This window comes from Nocardia sp. NBC_00511 (assembly GCF_045161165.1).
Classification (GTDB): domain Bacteria; phylum Actinomycetota; class Actinomycetes; order Mycobacteriales; family Mycobacteriaceae; genus Nocardia.
Genome location: NZ_CP107850.1, coordinates 39,231 through 58,363 on the forward strand (window position 1 = coordinate 39,231; position 19,133 = coordinate 58,363).

A 19,133-nucleotide genomic window follows, 5' to 3' on the forward strand; every position below is an offset into this window, starting at 1 on the left:
ACAGAGCGTAGGCCGACCATCTGCGCGAATGCCGGCGCCCGTAGGAGATACGGTCGAGCAGCGGTCCAGGCACAGAGCTATGACGACGCACTCGATGGCCCAGCAGGTGACCTGTCGGTGGTGATTCCTGTCCTGAACGACGCCACGCAGATACCGCATTGTTTGGATCGGCTGGTCGGGCAAAGTGCCATCGCTGAAATCGTCGTCGTAGATCGTGGCAGCGCAGACGACACTGCCTGGATGGTACGGGTATACACGGCTTTCACCGAGACCGTTCGACTCGTCACAGCGCCGGGTGCCGATCCCGGGCAAGCCCGCGATATCGGCTTCGACACGGCGACCGCGGACATCATCAGCCATCTCGACGTCTGTGCGATGGTAGCGCCGGACTGGTCACGAACAATCGCACGCCATATGAGCGAACATCCCGAAGCTTCCGCGCTGATCGGCATAGAGGCCTGCAGGACCCACCGCGCGATCGAAACAACCGGCCCGGACGACGCCGTCGTGCAGTGTCCGAGTCAGTTCGACGAGAAGTCAGGACAGGCGCCAGGCTCGAATCTGGCTCTCCGCCGCTCGGTGTGGCTTGAGGTACGCACGGAAGCAATGGCCGCGACCTCCTCCGGTAGCGATCTCGACCTGGCCCTTCACCTCACGAAGGGCGGCCGGCGCATCGACCGTCCCTTCTTTGTCCGGTGACGTCTGTCATGAGACGGACAGCTCTGCAGCAGCTGCCGCTCACCCGTCGATCGATATGGTTTCCTTAGAGGTATGAAAGCAGGTGCCGAGTACACGATCGATCAGCTGGCGCGCGAAGCCGGCACGACCGTGCGAAGCCTGCGCGTGTATCACGAGCGTGGCGTGTTGCCGCCTCCCCGGCTGAAGGGACGGACGGGTTTCTACGGCCCGGAGCACCTCAACCGAGTGCACACAATCAGCAGACTGCTCGACCGCGGCATCAAGCTCAATGGAATCAAGGAACTTCTGAATGCCTGGGATCGCGGTGACGGCCTGGGCGAAGTTCTGGGCGAGATAGCACCCAGCTCGACAGGTCTCGGACAAGACAACGAGTCCGAGACCGTCACCGCGACCGAACTGGCAGAACGCTATCGCGACGTGCCGAGCGGCCTGGCCCGAGTCGTCGCCATGGGGGTTTACGAGCCTGTCGACGCGGCAACATACCGCGTCGCGGACCCAGAATTGGACCGTGTCGTCGAAGAACTGACCGCGACAGGCGTCCCCATGAGCGAGGCCGTCAACGAACTCGAGAAACTGCGTGCCGATTGCGACCGGATTGCGCGGCGCTTCGTCGACGTATTCAGCCGCACGGTGTGGGAACCGCTACGGCAGAACGGCAGCTCCGGCGACGACCGACCCGAATCGATCGAGCTCGCCGCGGCCGCCCGAATTCCGGGACGCGTGACCGCCGAACTCGTAAACCGTTACGTCGCAAGATATCTCGATGAGAGGATCGAACTCACAGATGCCTGACAGCCACACTTCCCAGGGCTGGTGATCGGTCCGGTCAGGACCGTCAAGCGGCGGCGTAATCTGCCCAGGTGTGGGAGTCTCAGATCAGTACCGCAGATCGGGAGCGCGCGCTGCGGGAGTTGTCACAGCAACTGGGTGACGGAAGATTGAGCACCGTCGAATTCGAGCAACGCTGCACCATCGCCTGTGAGGCAACATCGATGGCCGAGTTGGCTGAACTGTTCGCAGATCTCCCCCGGCCACAACTACCACCACCATTGCCGACCCGAACGAGACAATGGATTCACCGGCCCGCGATACTCATCCTCCCGCTATCGGCCATCCCCCTCGTATTGTCAGTTGCCACCGGCAATCTCTTGTGGCTGCTGGCGATCGCACCCATCGCGATGCTGCATCTGATCGATCCCGAGCGATGAGACCGTGAACGCGAGCAAGCAATGACAGAACTTCACCCCAATGTTCGCGCCGGATTCGCCATGAAGCGAGAATTACAGCATCGTATCGACGACCTATGCGAACAGACCGAATCGATCGTTGCTCGGCGGCCGTCACCAACCGGTCTGGTCATCCCCGAAGTCGACGCACGCGGACGCTTGCGGGATCTCTATCTTGCGCCAGGATCCTGCGGTCAACTCGGCAACCAACAGTTGACTGCCGAGATCATGGCGGCCATCATCGCAAGCACAGAAGACGCCAAGCGGAAATACATCGCGGAAATGAACGACCTCAGCCGACTCCCACGACCGTTGGCGGACATTATGCGGGAATGGAGTCCAGGTGTCGGCCACACTTGGCAACCTCCCAGTTTTGGGAAGACGGAACAATGAACCTGAGTTAACCGGCGGGAGGATTCAACCAGGCATGTCCGACTATCTGGAAGCCGAACCGGACGACTTCCGCAGAATCGCCGGACAGCACGACGCACAGGCCGCGAACCTCCGGAAGTGGGGAGAAATCCCCCAGACCTGGCTCGATGACTTCCCATCGATGTACGGCACCATCGCCGATCAGATGCATGCGGCTCTGGTGTCCTACACCAGCAAACGCCATGATGACGCTGAGCATCAGGCTGTGCTGCATGAGCAGACACGCGATCAATTGCTCAGAGCGGCAAACGAACTCGAGGGAACTGACCAAACCGGTGGGCATCAGATCGCGTCGTCGGGCAACCACGGCTTCGACATCTCGCCCGGCCTCTCCAACGGCAATCCAGCCGCCCACCCCGCGATCTTCGATGACCTGGGACGCTCACCCACCGCATCGCGAGAGAACGCGCCCGTGCGCCCGGCGCCGCCGGTCGTCCCTAGTACACCCGGGCCAGCCGATTTCTCCGATCCGACGATGGCCGGGCAAGTTGGTCCCACGCACACCGACGAGACTGTCATCGCTCCCGTCTTCGGCGGTCAGATGGGTGATCTGTCGACCGCGGGAACAACCCCGAAGCCCGGCACGACAACGACCGGGCCCACCGCTGCCAACTCACCCACGAACACGAACACAATCGCTGATGGCACCATCGTCACAGCGTATGGCGTGCCAACAACGATGAGTCCCGGCCCACACCGAGCGCCTGATGCCGGTAATACGTATCGGCGTGGACTCCTTCCCGCTCTTCCAACAGGTCCGTTCGTCGCCGCCACCCACGCAGACAAGGCCAGGCAATCTCTACCACCGCTCAGAGTGGGAGAACATGCCGACGACGATCTGGCCCTGGCACGCACGCTATTGGCCGCAACTCTCGAGGCCGCCGGCGATTCGTCTCCTGATGTGGACTGGGCCACAGCGGTATGTCGAACAGACAACGGTCCCATAGTGCTACTGACCTCCGCCGAGGGAAGAGGCTGGCTTCCGGCCGGCGTGTACCTACCGTCCGAAGTGATCATTCCGTGGCGGTGGGACCATATTCTCTCGAAGACGGACCGGACGGCGATCTCGGCATTGGAAGGCACACCCGACCCCGCTCGGATACTGGTCGAGTTCGGCATTCGAGTGCCACATGAACACGGGCTGCGAATCTCCGCGATCGCGTCTTCGAACGTCATCTCCGAACGGTTGCTCGACGCACTCGACAGTGACGTTGCACTCGCAAGCAGGGTGTCGGCCGCAGGAGCCCAAGCGGATTTCCGATCGCCTGGGGTGGGATTAGCCGACCGACTCGCGCTCGCCGGTTCGGAGCAGGCGTTACATCAGGCGCTGACAGTGCCCGAAAAGGACATTCGGACGGCGCTCAACGTACTTTTGGGGAGTGCTGAGGCGCTGATGCACGCCCCCGCTATCACCAGCCACAACCAGCACTTGCTCGAATCAAAATCGATCCACACCAGGTTCTTCTCCCGCCGCCTCGACGAACTCCGACGATTGGTGACAGCAACGGGAAACGAGCGGCAGATGCTGCGTGACGCCTTGTACACACACAGTCAGATAGCCGAACACCCATCGCTGTCCACCATCGCCAGTGATGATAGGTCTCCGCGCAACGATATCGATCCGATATCGAACGCTGATTCGACCGGCAGTCGCGTCGACGATGAGACCGCGACGACCGAGAGGACAAGTTGATGGGGATCTCGAAAAACGCCAGCCAGAAGGCGAAGGATTTATACAAGAGAATGTATAACGATTACCAGGGTGGCATAATACATAGTGACGGATTTACCACTGCAAAAGGAATTTTGGATCTCCGCGATCTCAGCAATCTGAACGCCACGGATTTCCAATCCGTATGGGACGCCATATCGACCGTCGATGGAAAAAATAACATGATGGCATTGGCGGCCACCTCTCCGAGCGATTCCAATCTCGTATCATCGTTGGTGCATTCCAGCGCAGCACTCGAAGCAAGCCCCGACTACCCGAACGCCGAAGTGCTGAGAGATGCCCTCGCGAATGGCCGACCGGACCAATACTTAGCGTATTTACGAGCGCAACAATTGGAAGCCAACCCTAAGTTCGACGGCCCCGCCGTGGTGGCTCCCGCAGGAAAATCGAAGAACACCGCTATCGTCCTCAACATTCCCAAAGGCGCAAGCAGTTCACTGATTATGCTGATTTACGATACCGCGTTCACGATGCAGTGGGACATGGACTCGCTCGGTGTGGGAATACCTTCAGCAGGACCTCCGTTTGCGCCGGAACAACTGCTGGGACACGACCCCGGCACAGCATCTGGCTGGTCGAAAATCCGGGACGACTACGACGACCTATATAAACAGTTGACGGCGACGGAGAACACCTTTACGGCGAATGACCAGAATGTAGTTCAAGCAACGTATGATGCGACGATCACCGGCGACAAGCTGTACAGCGATCTCAAAGGCATTGCGAACGACCTGACCAAGCAGCTGGCGTATGAACCGCACACCGCGAAACAAGAAGGAAATCAGATTTTCGAGGAATCGGGAGGTCCAGCTAATTCTCAAGTCCTCGTGCCGGTTTACGAACTGAACACAAATTCAGAGATCGGCGCAACCGGCGAATATTTCCTCACCGCAGAAGCCGAGCAACGCTACTATGTGAGCGCCATCAAATCTGCGGTCGCCAACTGGAGTAAAACGTATAGCGAAGCAACCCAGAAGTTCGGACGACTAGCAGCGATTGCCGACCCTCGAACTCGGCCGACCAAACCGCCCACCAAGCCCGACTCGACGACAAAACCCAACCCGCCAGCCAACTCCAACCGGCCAGCCAACCCCAACCCGCCAGCCAACCCCAACCCGCCAGCCAACCCCAACCCGCCGACCAGCACAGTGACCCCGGACCCAAGCACCTCCAGCGGCAATCCCCTTGGTGATACACCCGGGCCCGCCACGCCCTACACCGGCACGCCAGCGTCTCCGGCACCGGCACCGGCACCGGACACTACGACCAGCACGACCAGTGGCAACACGGCACCCGCCAACAGCAACGCTGATACAGCCGCCATCCAATCGGCAATCGATCGGATCACGCAGAGCCTGAACAACACCCCCACCGCGACCACAGCCGCAGCGAGCCCATCCCAATCGGATCCGATGCAGGAGATGATGATGATGGAACTGATGTCAGGATTGACCAACAAGGACTCCAGCGGGACAGGAAACCCTGTCGATAGTCCTCAGCACCAGCGCCGATACCCGGACAACCCGCAACCCACATCTGACCAGCCCACGGTGACCTCACCGTCTGACACACCCACCGCGCCCAGCGCTCCCACACCCATCACCGCCGCCAATCCCTCCACGCCGCCACCGGTGACAGACACAAAGTCGATGGTGGACCTCGAGATTCCAGGCCTCAACACCCCACAGCACGTGTCGTCGGTAGTCGCCGAGGCGGTCAACAAGGAACTGAACAACCCGAACGGCTGCGACGCCCGCGCCGCCTACTCCGGCACCGAAGGCCAGTCGACTGCCACCACGCCATGGAAGCTCAATCCTCAGACACTCCAGACAGGTGACGTGGCAGAATGGGACAACCGAAACGCCCTAGTCGTAATGGTCAACGGCACACCGAATTTCATCATCGACGGACACCTTCATCCGATGGATGCCAACGACCCGCCCAAGCACTACTACCATCCTTCGGGCGTCGACCTCGTTGGCGACCCGACACGGACACCGGGTACACCGGTGCAACAGGCGGATCCCTCGCCGATCACTCCCTTACCTAGCAGGGAGACTGCCGTCCCACCCGTAACCACACCGACTGGCACCTAGCAGTCGCGATCAGTTGCACGGGAGGCCAATTCACCGTGTCGGCCGAGTCTGTTATCAGCGGTCAATCACCGGTATCTTCTGGCCCTGGTGTGACGTCGTGGACGGTGGTCCGGGAACCAGTCCTGACATGGCGGCATCGTGATCGCACCTCATATCGCATGAACTGGTGAGCACAGCTCGCCGCAGGACTGGTTAGGTCCGATCCCACTAAACGGCAAGGGCGGCCATGGAATTCGCGATGTTCATCGCATTTGACATTCGCTGGCCTCGAGCTGCGCCAGAGCTGCGCTCGTAGTATTGATCGAACGCTGCCGCAGCAGCAGCTGGTGAATCTGTCGATCTCACCGATGCCAGGGCCGACGACTCTCCGCCGTGCATTTCGCTCATCATGAAGTCGACCTGTGTCTGCCAGTCTGTGACGGATCTTCCCTGGGACGCGGCAAACGCCTCGAGGGAGCTGCGGCGCCCACCCTCCCACTGACACAGGCCGATAGCGCCCTCGCTCGGATTGGACGCCCCGGTATTGAAGCTCGATTCGACCTGCATGTTGCCCATGATCCCGGCGGCCTGCGCAGGCGTGAATCCGTACTTCGTGATCAGATACTGGTAGATATCACGTACTTGAACCTGCTTGCCACCCGAAATCGGCTCCGCGCTCACCGACCGGGCAGTGGATACGGCCGGATAACCTCCGCCGGACGACGAGCTGCTCGGCTGCGCATAACTCCCGGGAAAATAGCTGCCCGCTGGGCTGGATGTCGAGCCGTCCGACTGATCGCTCGGCTGGGCGCCAGGCGCCTGTACCGAATCGGCATGTGCCGAAAGCTGGTCATTCGCGCTGCTGACGAGATCTGCGGCCTTGCCGATCGCCTGATCCATCCCACCGATCGCGTCGAGCTGCTGCAGGACGGTCGGCCGGCTCGGGACACTGCGCAAGATTTCGTCGACCGAATCGACGAGTCCGGTGACCTGATCGTGCACCGTATCGCTGACCTCAGCGGATTTCGCGGCCATCGTGGCGACCTTGGTGTCCAACGAGTCCAAATCCGTTCGATACTGCTCAAACTGCTGCTGGTTGGCGCGGTACTGCTTCTCCATCTCGCCGCTGGCCAGCGGCGAGGGGCCCAGTGCCTGCAGTGTCTGCGCAGTCACCCCCTGAGCAGAGCCGTCGCCGATCGCGTCGAGCAGTCGCCGCAGTGCGGCCTCCGCATGGTCGACATATGAATCCAGGATTGGAGCGTCAGCCACTCTCGGTAATGTCAACGGGGCAGCCATAACTCACCCCTTCCTCGCAGAACATCACGTCCCCTGCAGCATAACCAGCGGTCCGGCGGTCGGGCGTATCCTGTTCCCACACTTGGGAACTCCTCGCCGCGCATCGCTCGGCAAAGGTATAGTTGACATTACCGTGCGATTTAGAAGTCGCACGGAATCGATCGTCACGGCAATGCGCACAACAGCGCCGAGGTTTCGAGTTCTCCCTCGTTTGCGAAGCGTCGCGATGTACTGCGCGAGTCGATGCCGGAGCGCATGCCGACGTCGGCACTGCCGTGATCAGCCGCTTCCGGGCCGCTCAATTTCTACCACCCGGAAGCGGCTACTCCAACTGTGAACCCGACCGTTCCTGAACGGCGGTCCCGGCCCGTGGCACCCCCATGCCACATCGAATCCTTTCTCGGCCTTGAGAAAGCGACTGTTCGCCGAGGGATGGATTGAATCGACTGTAAGGTCGTGGAGATGAGACCCGTCGATGACACACCTCGTTGGCCCGTAGATCTCGTGGTGCCACCGCCCGCATCGATTGGTCTCAAAACCTTAATTTCTCAAATTCAGGAAACAATACAAATTCTGGTTGATGCCACCGGCGACCAGTCGTTCGCCATGCCACCTCCGGGGCCTACGATGCCGACTGCCCCGTCAGGGCCTGCGCTGCTGGCCGCCACCGGTCAGGCCGGAGCGGTGGTCATCCGCTACACCGACACAGCGGCAACCCTGACCGACTACCACGACCAGTAGTAGCGGGCCGAGGCCGCCCTGCTTCCGCTGCTCTCCCGGACAGCGACAGTCAGCGAGCAAATGCGGGCTCCGATGTTCGATCGGATCGCGAAGCTCAACGAGGTCTCACATCGATAGCACCGTTGGCGTCAACTCTTGTCGCGGCGTTCCCGAAAGGCGCTCAACCTCGGCAGTCCGGACTGCCCTCGGCGGTTGAGCAGGGGCCAGCCGCGACCCTGTGGAACACCGCAGACGGCATCCGCAACGACTACGCAGGGGGCGAGCACGAACTCGGTCTCGACGGTCCTGTCGTAATGGATCCCGGCCAGCCTGCGCCGCACATGCCCCCGGCAACCCCGACAGTCCCTGGAATTCCTGCGCCGTTGACCATTCCACCGCAGTCGCCGACGACCCCCCGCCTCCCTGGCAAATCCATCCAGAAGGACTACCGAGAGATCACTTCACCATCCCTCCGAGTCTGCTGGCACCAGGCCCCCAGTTGGAAGCCTGACACCACAGAAGTCCGGACATCGGACCGTCGAATTCCGCCTATCCCGGCGGGAGGCCACAAGCCCACCACTGTAACCACGATGACGGCCACCAGCGCGACTCGGAATCCGGATGCGGCACCGCCCCAACAGCGTGATTCACCAGCGTGTGCGAGGCCGCACGCGATTGGCAAGATCCACCAGTCGGTAACGGTGCAGGCGATCGGTGGTCGTACGAGCCACATCCCGAAGACTCATCTCCAACCCCGCACTCAATCCCCTCACCGTGACGGGGTGGCCCAAAAGCGTCGACGACGGGCGTTCCGGGCGATTGCCGACACGCAGACATTCCAACGCCGCGCCTACGACCACGACGCGCAACTGGTGCGTACGCGGCTCTTCGGAAAGCCTCACCAAACGCGCCGCAGCTGCCTCGAGCTCCTCGTCGGATATCGCGCCGGCCGGCCTGGAGACCAGTAGTAGACACCCGGTCAAATGCGCCACCGCAAAGTGTCGCGAAGTCGCAGGCACCTCATCGAGGACCGCCACCGCCTCCAACATTTCGCCGTCGGCGACAAGTCTGCGCGCCAGACCGGCCGCAGCGCTGACCACCCCACGATCGACCTGCCACGCCGCGCGGTATCCGCGGATCGCCATATCGTGCCATCGGTGCCGCTCCGCGTTGTCGGAGCGGTGATCGACAACCAATTCCGCCGCAGCAGCGGACGCGAGCAATGGAGCGATCTCACCCGGGACCATCGAGCACACGGCGTCGAAATGCTCATGGGCGCGCTCGTAATCCAGCGCCAGCAGCGCGGCGAGTCCCAGGTACCACTCGATACGCCAGTCACCGGCCAGAGCGGGCCCCAACCCGGCCAGCAGTTGACGCGCCGGTACGGTCTGTCCCAGATCCAAGTGCGCGCGCGCTGCCGTCAATGCGCTTTCCAGCTCATAGGATTCGGGCGCGGCGTCCAAGCCGGTCGAGATACTGTGCTCTGCGCGCTGCAGGGAGTCCAGTGCGTGGAGCGGTTCCGCATGCAGCAGGGTCGCCAGCAGTTCCGCGGAGGGGTCCTCGCTGTCGATCAGCGTGACCGGCAACGCCGCGACGACATCGCGCGGGACGAGTTCGGGGAGCCCAGAGAGGCCGGAGACGACGCCGTCGGTCCGGCCGATGAGCATGTCGATGCCGAAATCTCCTCGCATGGAACCGAATTCGATCGAGGGATGTGGATGTTCGATGCCGGAATCGGCGGCGAGGACCATCCTGAGCACGCCCGCGAGCTGACAGTGCATCGAATACGCCGACGGAAAGCGCCGGTGCGGATCTGGATCGGTGGCACGGCACAGCAATCGATACAGCGCCGGGTAGCGCCGCATCAATGGCTCATCTTCTGGACCTGGAACCCCCAGCACCGGGTTGCCGTTGTCGTCCAACGCCAGATGCATGACGAGCGCCGCCAGGGTGCGCCCGACAGTGTGAATGTCCGAGGCTATGGTCGGCCCGGTCTCAGTGATTTCGGGCGCCATGTAACCCGGTGTGCCGTAGATGCTTCCGTACGAATCCATCGCGGCCACCGCTCCGAGGTCGATAAGCTTCACCTCGTCCTCGGTCACCATGATGTTGTCGGGCTTGAGGTCGTTGTAGGCCAGCCCGAACGAGTGGAGATAGTCCAAGGCCGGCAGCAACTCCATGATGTAGGCGATCGCCTCCGCGACCCCCAGTCGCTGCGGATGCGACTGATCGAGGATGGCCTTGAGTGAACGCCCACCCACGTACTCCATCACGATGTAGCCGTCGGGCAAGTCCGCACCCACGGCATGTTTGACGAAATTATAGATTTTCACGATGCCGGGATGTGTTGCTTCCGAAAGGAACTGGCGCTCCGCCAGAGCCACGACATGGGCCTCGAAATCCAGCGGATTCTGTAAGCCTTTGAGTACCACCCAGCGTTCGCTCACATTGCGGTCGACCGCCAGATAGATCCAGCCGAGTCCGCCGTGCGCCAAGCAGCCCTGCACCTCGTACTGGCCCGCGACCACCTCCCCCGCACGCAGCGCGGGTCGAAAGTTGAAGGGAGAGCCACAGCCGGCGCATTCACCCGCGATCGCGGCGGGGAAGCTCGCCGTACCTCGACCGACCGGCTTTCCGCAGTGCCAGCAGAATCGCTTGGGCTCCGGAACCTCCGGAACTGGAAGAACCACCTGCCGTGGGTCTTCGGCGGTCATCCGCGGTAACTCCACCAGCCCGCCGACCAGACGGCGCACGCTCGGCCGCGACCGGCCGTTGCGACCTGAAGTCGGCAGCTCTGCTGCATCCGCGATGTCGAGGAGCGCTTCGGACAGCGCACCGGTCGACGTTCGTGACGACGGGCGCTCCCCGAACTCCGACCGGCCTGACGAACCACCGAGCAGGAGGGGGTCCTCGGCGTCCAACTGTGCACTCGGCGCATGATTCGGAAGCCGTTGTCCGGGTGTGTCATTGCCGGAGCGCCGAGTTGCCCAGGGATGCGGAACCCGCTGCGGCAGGTCGGGACCGCGCATCCGCCGGTTCGCCCATGGGTGACGCTGCGGCCGATCGGATGCGCTGGATTGGGCCGACATGGAAACCTCTCGCACCCACTGTGGGTTGGAGGCCCCATTCTCTGGTCATTCCGCACGCCCCGCGCGGCGACTGTTCCCAGTCGCGGGAACAACGTCGCATCAGGCGTCCGCTTCACGCGCTAGTCCTGCCCCGAGTCATCGCTATCACCGATCACCGCATCCTTCAGGCGCGGCGGTCGTTCCACGACTACCGGAAACTGACCAGTGAACCCCTGCCGTACAGCGGCAATACGCCGCACCTTGCCACGCGCCAAGAACCAGCCGAAGATCAGCAACGGGACCATCACCACCACGGTCGCGATCACCGCACCGCGCTGTACCCCATCATTGCTCGAGGCCATCAGCAACACCACGACGACGAGGAACCCGAGCGTCGCATAACTGGTGTACGGAGTGCCCATCAGCCGGAAGGCCGGCCTCTCGGCCTGTCCCTGTTTCCACCATCGATACAGCTGTATCTGGCAGAGCATGATCGCACTCCACGAGGTGATGGTGCCCATCGCCGACATGTTCAGCACGATCTCGAAGGCCTTGTCCGGCACCACCGCGTTGAGTCCCACGCCGATCAACGCGATAGCGCCGGTGGCCAGAATTCCCACATACGGCACACCGGTGCGAGACATCCGCGAGGCGACGGAGGGGGCACTACCGCTCATAGACATCGAGCGCAGGATCCGACCGGTCGAATAAAGACCTGCGTTCAGGCTAGAGAACGCAGCGGTCAGGACGACCAGATTCATGATCGAGCCGGCCGCGGGTACGCCCAGGCGCGAGAAGAAAGTGACGAAGGGGCTCACGCCGGCGTGGTATGCGGTATACGGCAGCAGTAAACCGAGTAGCACCAACGAGCCCACATAGAACAGGGCGATGCGGGCGATGACCGAGTTGATTGCCCGAGGCATGATCTTCTCGGGGTTCTCCGTCTCACCGGCGGCCGTTCCGACCAATTCCACTGCGGCGTAGGCGAATACGACGCCTGTCGTGACCAAGACCAGCGCCATCGGACCCATTGGAAACAGGCCGCCGTGATTCGTGATGACACTCGGGCCGGTCTGATCACCCTTGATTGTGAAGCGACCGACCAGGAATACCGTCCCGACCAGCAAAAACGTGACAAGTGCGACGACCTTGATGAGTGCCGCCCAGAACTCCAACTCGCCGAACCACTTCACGGAGATGAGGTTGATGCCGACGACCAAAGTGAGCGCGACGAGTGCGATGGCCCACTGAGGTATCGCCTGACAGGTGTTCCAATAGTGGACGTAGGTGGCCACTGCGGTGATGTCCACGATGCCGGTCATACACCAGTGGAAGAAGTACATCCATCCGACAGCGAATGCCAGCTTCTCGCCGTAGAACTCTCGGGCGTACGACACGAACGATCCCGACGACGGGCGGTGCAGGACCAATTCACCCAGCGCGCGCAGGACGAAGAACACGAACACACCACAGACGGCGTAGACCAGGAACAGACCCGGCCCGGCGCTGGCGAGGCGCCCACCTGCCCCGAGGAACAGACCAGTGCCGATGGCTCCACCGATCGCGATCATCTGGATCTGGCGAGGTCGCAAGGATTTGTGATAGCCGGAGTCTTCTGTGGCGAACGAGTCCGCCGGAGGTCGAACGGTGGTCATCGTCGGGGCCTTTCACGGTGATACGAGCTTACGCTGTTTAACGTACCGTCAAACAGCGGCACATTCAATAGGCTCTTCCCCCGGCGAGCTCTTCTACCAGCTGCGAAGTGCAGCCTCCTGCAACAGACATGTTGATCGTGCCATCGTTTGTCGATACGATTTTCGTGCCGGTCAACGATGGAGCAGGAACATGGCGTGGTTCGAGCGGGAGTTCATCGCTGTCCCCGAAGCGCGCAAGAACGAACTGGTCTTCAAGTGGCCGGATCTGAACGTACGTCGCTTCTCCCGGGTCGTGGTCAATGCCGACGAGATCGCACTGTTCGTCAAGTCCGGACAGGTGATCACTACCCTGGGCCCCGGTCGGCATCGGATCGACGCTGACGAGCTTCCCGGGCTGGGCGCACTGATCGACACCCTCAGCGGCGGCAATTTCTATCGCGCCGAGCTGTACTTCGTTCAGGCGAAAGAGCTTCCCGGCGTGAAATTCGGAGGGCGACTGGACGACATCACCGACCCGGTCAGCGACCAGGTCGTCACGTTGCGCGCGTTCGGCGAGTTCGCCCTGGCAGTTCGCGATCCCACCGTCTTGGTAACCGCGCTGAACGGAACCATCGATCCGATCGACCCGGCTCGCACACCGCTATGGTGCGCGAGCTTGCTCCTCAAATCGATGAAAGTCGCAGTGACCCAGGAAGTCTCGCGAGGCACCTGGCCGGTGCTCGGACTGTCAGCGCATCTTCCGGCGATCGAGAACATGGTCCTGCGCCAGACCAACAAAACACTCTACGAATACGGGCTGCGCATCGCCCGCATGGGAAACTTCGACATCACACTCGCCCCGGAAGACGCGGACCGGCTCAAGCGACTCGCCAAGGACACCACCTACATTCGCCTCGCCGGCGGCTTTCAGCGCTATGCGTCAGGCGAATTGGCGCTCAACGCCGGTCAGGGCCTCGCCGCTGGAACTACAGGCGGCACAGGGCTGCTCGGTATCGCGATGGGGCTGAATGCGCTGCAACAATCCACACCCCAGGCGAGCCCGTGGACCGCACATGCCGACGCTTCGCCGCCACAGGCCGACACACGAAGTCCCAACCAGTGCGGACTGTGCAACTCCATAGAGCCGGACCCAGGCAGGTTTTGCGCGGCCTGCGGCGCCGAGCGACTACCGCGCGCAGTGAGAAGCTGCACTCGGTGCGACACTCCGCTACCGGAGACAGCACGATACTGCGGCGAATGCGGAACTCCCGCCGACTAGCTGAGTCCCCGTCGTGTCCTCTTCTCCGCCGTTCGCACCATGCGATGCGAACGGCGGAGAAATTCAGGCGATGACTGCTGCTCTGATGCTCGACTCCCCGCCCGCGGCCATGCTGCGGACCTGCCGCGCCGCCACCGAGAGCGTCGCCAATTCCAATGTCCCGGTGCTGAATATCTCCTCGAGCGCAGCCCGCACACGACACAGCCGGGAATGATTGATCGACTCCCAGTAAGCGATCTTGTCGACCGTGCTTTCCTCTGCGGCCGTGGTGGACAACACGTCCAAGGTGAGCGAGCGCAACGAGTCGTAGAGATCATCGCGCACAGCCAGCCGGGCCAGGGCCTGCCAGCGGTCACGCCGCTCCAGATCCGCCAAAGCATCCAGCAGCCGCTGAATCTCGGAGTACTCGTCCAACGCGTAATACAACTCCGCGACCTCTGCCGCATCTCGCTGGGCGATCTCGGCAACATCGATGATATCCAGCAGCGGGAATCGAGCGATCAGCGTATACACCTCGTGGACAAGATCATGCGGAGCACCACGGCCGACAGCATCTCGCGAGGCGGTGAGCATCCGATCGGTGATACTGCCCGACTTCGCCGGCGGGACCAGCGCCCCGAGGTCACGGATTCTCTCGCGATAGCGGACGACTGCCGCATCGATGGCCAGCGGTTGAGGCCGGTTGGTCAGCAGCCATCGCGAGGCGCGATCGAGAGTCCGCTTGGTTTCCAACTCCAGTTCATCACGTACCGCCATAGCCATCGGCGTCGTTCGAATGCGATGCCACAACTCGTGGAGGCCGAAAATCTCAGTGGCGGCGGTGAAAGCGCGCACCGCATCCGCAGCGGTCACACCCATCTCCTCGGCCAGGCGGAACGCGTAGCTGGTTCCTCCGTAGTCGACCATTCGGTTCACCACGGTCGTCGCCACAATCTCGCGACGCAACGGATGGCGGCGAAGAATCGATTCGAACCGCCCGCGCAGCCTCGTCGGAAAATACTCCGAGAGCACGACTGCGAAGGCGGGGTCATCGGGCAATGATCCGGACAACAGCTCGTCCTTGAGCGAGATCTTCACATGTGCCAGCAGATTGGCCAGCTCCGGGGACGTGAGTCCGGCGCCCATCTCGGCCCGCCGCCGTATCTCGGCATCGGAGGGCAGGGCCTCCAACGTCCGGTCGAGTCCCCGTCGCTGTTCCAGATCGCCGAGCAACCGGCGGTGCACCGCGGCCATCCGCCCGGCATGGGCGCGCGAAAGGCCCATCCGGAAATTCTGCGAAATATTGTCCCGCAGTACCAGTTCGGCGACCTCGCCGGTCATGTCCGCGAGCAGACTGTCGCGCTCGCCGGTCGACAGCTCGCCGCTCGCGACGCCGTCGTCCAGCAGCACCTTGATGTTGACCTCGTGATCGGAGCAGTCGACGCCGGCAGAATTGTCGAGGGCATCGGTGTTGCACCGACCGGCTCCGAGGCAGAACTCGATCCGTCCCCGTGAGGTAACTCCGAGATTGCCGCCCTCTCCGATCACCTTGACACGCAGCTCATTCGCATTCACGCGTACGGCATCGTTGGATTTGTCACCGGCGTCGGCGTTGGTCTCGACTGCTGCCTTGATATAGGTGCCGATCCCTCCGTTCCACAGCAGATCCACCGGAGCCTTCAAGATCGCACGGATGAGTTCCGGCGGAGACAGCGCATCGACCTCGGATTCCAGACCCAGTGCCGTCCGGACCGCGGGCGAAATCGGTATGGACTTCACCGTGCGGTCGAACACACCGCCTCCCGGACTGATCGCTGACGGCGCGTAGTCCGCCCAAGACGAGCGCGGCAGCGCGAACATCCGCTCCCGCTCAGCGAAGGAGGTCTCCGCGTCAGGGTTCGGGTCCAGGAAGATGTGCCGATGGTCGAAGGCGGCCACCAGGCGGATATGCCGCGACAACAGCATGCCGTTACCGAACACATCACCCGACATATCGCCGATCCCGACGACGGTGATGTCCTGGGATTGACAATCGACATCCATCTCGGCGAAATGCCGCTTGACCGATTCCCAGGCACCACGGGCGGTGATGCCCATCGTCTTGTGGTCGTACCCGACCGAGCCCCCCGATGCGAACGCATCACCGAGCCAGAACCCATACCCGCGGGCAACGTCGTTCGCGATATCCGAGAATGTGGCCGTGCCTTTGTCGGCGGCTACCACCAAGTACGCGTCATCACCGTCACGGCGGACGACACGCGGCGGCGAAACGATCTGCCCGGAAGAACGGTCGACGTTATCCGTCACGTCGAGCAACCCGGAAATGAAGATGCGATAGCAGGCAATCCCCTCGGCCTGAAGCGCACGGCGGTCGGCCGCCGGATCGCCGATCGCGTCCGGAGAACGCTTCAGCACGAACCCGCCCTTCGCTCCGACCGGGACGATGACGGCGTTCTTGACCGCCTGCGCCTTCACCAGCCCCAGAATCTCGGTGCGGAAATCCTCCTGTCGATCCGACCAGCGCAAGCCGCCACGAGCAACCAGCCCGAAGCGAAGATGGACGCCCTCGACCCGCGGAGAGTGAACGAAGATCTCGAATCGCGGTCTGGGTTGCGGCAGTTCAGCGATACCTCGCGGATCGAGCTTGAACGACAGACATTCTCGGGGCTTGCCGGTACCGCCCACGAAGTAGTTCGTACGCAGCGTCGCCTCGATCAGGCCGAGTAGGGCGCGCAGAATCCGGTCGGCGTCGAGTCCGGCCACCTGCTCGATCCCCGTGTGAAGCCGATCCGACACCTCTCGAATGCGTTCCTCCGCACCATCGCGGGAGCAATCCGGATCGAACTGGGCGTGGAACAACTCGAACAACGATTGCGCCAGCACGGAATTCTGACGCAGCACCCGCGCGATGGTACGGACCGGATACACGAAACCGGCCTGTTGTAAATATCCGGCGTAGGCCCGCAACACCGCGATCGAACGCCAGTGCATCGTAGTCCGCAGCACCAGTTCGTTGAGATCGTCGATCTCGGCCCGACCGAACCACATGGCTTCCACCGCGTCGGAGAAGCGGTGACGCATGCTTGCTTCCGAAACGGTCGATGCCGTACTCGTGGGCGACAAGTCGGTCTCGAGGTCCGATCCACACGCGGCCAGCAACGGCGCGGGCACCCGCAGGCCGAAATCATAGATCCACCGTTGCGTTCCGTCCGCAAGCACGATCTGGTACGGCCGTTCGTCCACCACCTCTACCCCGAGGCTGTGCAGCACCGGGAGAACGCGGCTCAACGATATGCCTTCGCCGTGCACGTACAGCGCGAAGCGCCATTCTCCCTCGCTCTCACCGTAATCCCGGTACAGATTCGTGTCGATCCCGCCAGCATCGAGTCGTTCCAGCCTGCGCACATCATCGAGTGCGCGCGACGCACCGTACTCCTGCCGATAGGTCACCGGGAACGCCTCCACGTACGCCCGTGCCCGCTCGGAAGACACCTCAGAGCTGGTCGTGGCCTCCGAAACCAAACGATCGCCCCACGTCCGTGTCGTGGCGAAGAGCAACTCCTGCAGCTGTTCTCGGCGAACTTCGGACACAGCCGGCACCGCCGCACCGGGTCGCAGGTGCACCGTGAAGTACACGACCGCGAGTTCGGACTCACTGACCCGCGCCGAGTATTCGATCTGCTCGGCGTCGAACTCGGCGCTCAGGACCTCACTCATCCGCAATCGGACGTCAGTGGAGTACCGATCGCGCGGCAGATACACCAGACAGTAGACAATTCCGGAACGTTCGGGCCGCAGGAACAGCCGCAATTGGCGCCTGTGACCCAAATCCATGACCGCCGAGAGGGTTTCGAAGAGCCGGTGCGCGTCGCTGGAGAACAACTCGGCCCGCGGAAAGGTCTGCAGCATCTCGAGCAACGCCAGGCCCGAGAACGAACCCGGCTCGAACCCCGCCCACTCGATCACCTGCTGAACTCGATGAGAGATCACCGGAATATCGAGGATGTTCTCGTGCTGCCCCTTCCCGGTCAATGCACCGAAGAAGATGTGCTCGCCTCGCGCAGTCTGCTCGACGTCGGTGCCGCCCGGTTGGACGTCGGCGATGCTCACGACGTAATGATCAGGAGATCCCGGCAGGACGGAATCCAATGTGCAGTTGGATAATTCGAGAGCCGGTCGATCCGGACCACCCACCGGGATATCGATCTGCGATTCGAGACGATCTTGCAGGATACCGAATGTGTCGACCAGACCAGGTGCCGAAGGCACCGCGGAGATGAGCGATTGCCCGTCATCGAATCGACGATAGCCATAGCCCAGGAGTGTGAAGCGACCCTCGACCAGCCAGCGCAGCAACCGCGCGCACTCGTGCAGCTCGCTATCCGTCGACCACTGTGCGGCGGTGTCGAGTTCACCGGCCACCGCCAGCATGCGTCCTGACATATCGTCGCTATCGGTCCACACCTGTCGCACCGCCGTCAGCAACGGTGACAGCGCCGTTTCGATGCGATCCAGCTGTTCGTTCTCGGTCGTTATGGGGAGTTGGACGTGGATCCAGGATTCCCCGGCCAACTCACCGTCCTCAGACCCCGCCCCGCCCGGCGCCACGCTGCGCAGCTTGCCGCGCTGATCGCGCGATACAGCGAAGATCGGATGAATCACTTCGGTCGCGACGACGCCGCAACGTCGCAGCAAGGACGAGACAGAATCGACGAGCATCGGCATGTCGTCGTTCACGATCTGGATCGCCGCGCCCAGCCCGGAATCGTCGTCCGGCCGATACACCCGGGTAGTGGCTGTCCCGGGTCTGCGAATGTGCGCCAGCGCCAGATGGTTACGGAAGATTCGCCCTGCCCGATCGGTCAGCGCGGCCGCCGAATCCGGCGCGAGCCAACGAAAATACACGGTCTCGAGATCGGCCGGATCCTCACGGAGCCGCCGCCAGGAGATCGCCTGCTGGGTGGTTGCCACCATGGAACCGCACCTTCCGGGA

At 62.4% G+C, this 19,133-nt stretch carries 11 protein-coding genes; 7 read left to right on the forward strand and 4 right to left on the reverse strand.

Annotated elements, in window-relative coordinates:
• Nucleotides 1-117: 117 nt before the first annotated feature.
• The 6 genes from OG300_RS41515 to OG300_RS41540 all read left to right on the forward strand — a co-directional run bounded on the left by OG300_RS41515 (nt 118) and on the right by OG300_RS41540 (nt 6,185).
• On the forward strand, nt 118-699 hold the full coding sequence (locus OG300_RS41515) for a glycosyltransferase (RefSeq protein WP_405498963.1): 582 nt from the start codon (nt 118-120) through the stop codon (nt 697-699).
• Nucleotides 700-771: 72 nt separating this feature from the next.
• A complete protein-coding gene (locus tag OG300_RS41520) occupies nt 772-1,491 on the forward strand; it encodes a MerR family transcriptional regulator (protein WP_331723044.1) in 720 nt (239 codons plus the stop codon).
• Nucleotides 1,492-1,559: 68 nt separating this feature from the next.
• On the forward strand, nt 1,560-1,907 hold the full coding sequence (locus tag OG300_RS41525) for a DUF1707 domain-containing protein (RefSeq protein ID WP_331723045.1): 348 nt from the start codon (nt 1,560-1,562) through the stop codon (nt 1,905-1,907).
• Nucleotides 1,908-1,928: 21 nt separating this feature from the next.
• A complete protein-coding gene (locus OG300_RS41530; RefSeq protein WP_331723046.1) occupies nt 1,929-2,318 on the forward strand; it encodes a hypothetical protein in 390 nt (129 codons plus the stop codon).
• Between the two features lie 34 nt (nt 2,319-2,352).
• Entirely contained in the window at nt 2,353-4,050 is a 1,698-nt protein-coding gene (locus OG300_RS41535; RefSeq protein ID WP_331723047.1) for a type VII secretion target, read from the forward strand.
• Nucleotides 4,050-6,185 carry a hypothetical protein gene (locus tag OG300_RS41540; RefSeq protein ID WP_405498966.1) on the forward strand — a complete coding sequence of 712 codons (2,136 nt, stop codon included), beginning with the start codon at nt 4,050-4,052 and terminating at the stop codon, nt 6,183-6,185. Before OG300_RS41535 ends, OG300_RS41540 begins: the two co-directional genes overlap by 1 nt.
• A 207-nt stretch (nt 6,186-6,392) precedes the next feature.
• Here OG300_RS41540 and OG300_RS41545 read toward each other — a convergent pair whose 3' ends face one another.
• From OG300_RS41545 to OG300_RS41555, 3 genes are all read right to left on the reverse strand, one after another.
• A complete protein-coding gene (locus OG300_RS41545; RefSeq protein ID WP_331723049.1) occupies nt 6,393-7,433 on the reverse strand; it encodes a phage tail tip lysozyme in 1,041 nt (346 codons plus the stop codon).
• 1,394 nt (nt 7,434-8,827) lie between these two features.
• Nucleotides 8,828-11,101 carry a tetratricopeptide repeat protein gene (locus tag OG300_RS41550; RefSeq protein WP_405498968.1) on the reverse strand — a complete coding sequence of 758 codons (2,274 nt, stop codon included), beginning with the start codon at nt 11,099-11,101 and terminating at the stop codon, nt 8,828-8,830.
• 287 nt (nt 11,102-11,388) lie between these two features.
• The gene (locus OG300_RS41555; RefSeq protein ID WP_331723051.1) at nt 11,389-12,903 is read right to left on the reverse strand and encodes an amino acid permease; all 1,515 of its coding nucleotides are present in this window, start codon (nt 12,901-12,903) and stop codon (nt 11,389-11,391) included.
• A gap of 190 nt (nt 12,904-13,093) precedes the next feature.
• Here OG300_RS41555 and OG300_RS41560 point away from each other — a divergent pair, with 190 nt between their 5' ends.
• On the forward strand, nt 13,094-14,161 hold the full coding sequence (locus OG300_RS41560; RefSeq protein WP_331723052.1) for an SPFH domain-containing protein: 1,068 nt from the start codon (nt 13,094-13,096) through the stop codon (nt 14,159-14,161).
• Nucleotides 14,162-14,224: 63 nt separating this feature from the next.
• Here the strand turns inward: OG300_RS41560 and OG300_RS41565 are convergent, their stop codons facing one another.
• Nucleotides 14,225-19,114 carry an NAD-glutamate dehydrogenase gene (locus OG300_RS41565; RefSeq protein ID WP_331723053.1) on the reverse strand — a complete coding sequence of 1,630 codons (4,890 nt, stop codon included), beginning with the start codon at nt 19,112-19,114 and terminating at the stop codon, nt 14,225-14,227.
• Nucleotides 19,115-19,133 lie beyond the last annotated feature (19 nt).

Coding starts and splice junctions, on each gene's coding strand:
- OG300_RS41520 (WP_331723044.1), top strand. CDS start 772: ATGAAAGCAGGTGCCGAGTACACGATCGATCAGCTGGCGCGCGAAGCC.
- OG300_RS41530 (WP_331723046.1), top strand. CDS start 1,929: ATGACAGAACTTCACCCCAATGTTCGCGCCGGATTCGCCATGAAGCGA.
- OG300_RS41535 (WP_331723047.1), top strand. CDS start 2,353: ATGTCCGACTATCTGGAAGCCGAACCGGACGACTTCCGCAGAATCGCC.
- OG300_RS41540 (WP_405498966.1), top strand. CDS start 4,050: ATGGGGATCTCGAAAAACGCCAGCCAGAAGGCGAAGGATTTATACAAG.
- OG300_RS41555 (WP_331723051.1), bottom strand. CDS start 12,903: ATGACCACCGTTCGACCTCCGGCGGACTCGTTCGCCACAGAAGACTCC.
- OG300_RS41560 (WP_331723052.1), top strand. CDS start 13,094: ATGGCGTGGTTCGAGCGGGAGTTCATCGCTGTCCCCGAAGCGCGCAAG.
- OG300_RS41565 (WP_331723053.1), bottom strand. CDS start 19,114: ATGGTGGCAACCACCCAGCAGGCGATCTCCTGGCGGCGGCTCCGTGAG.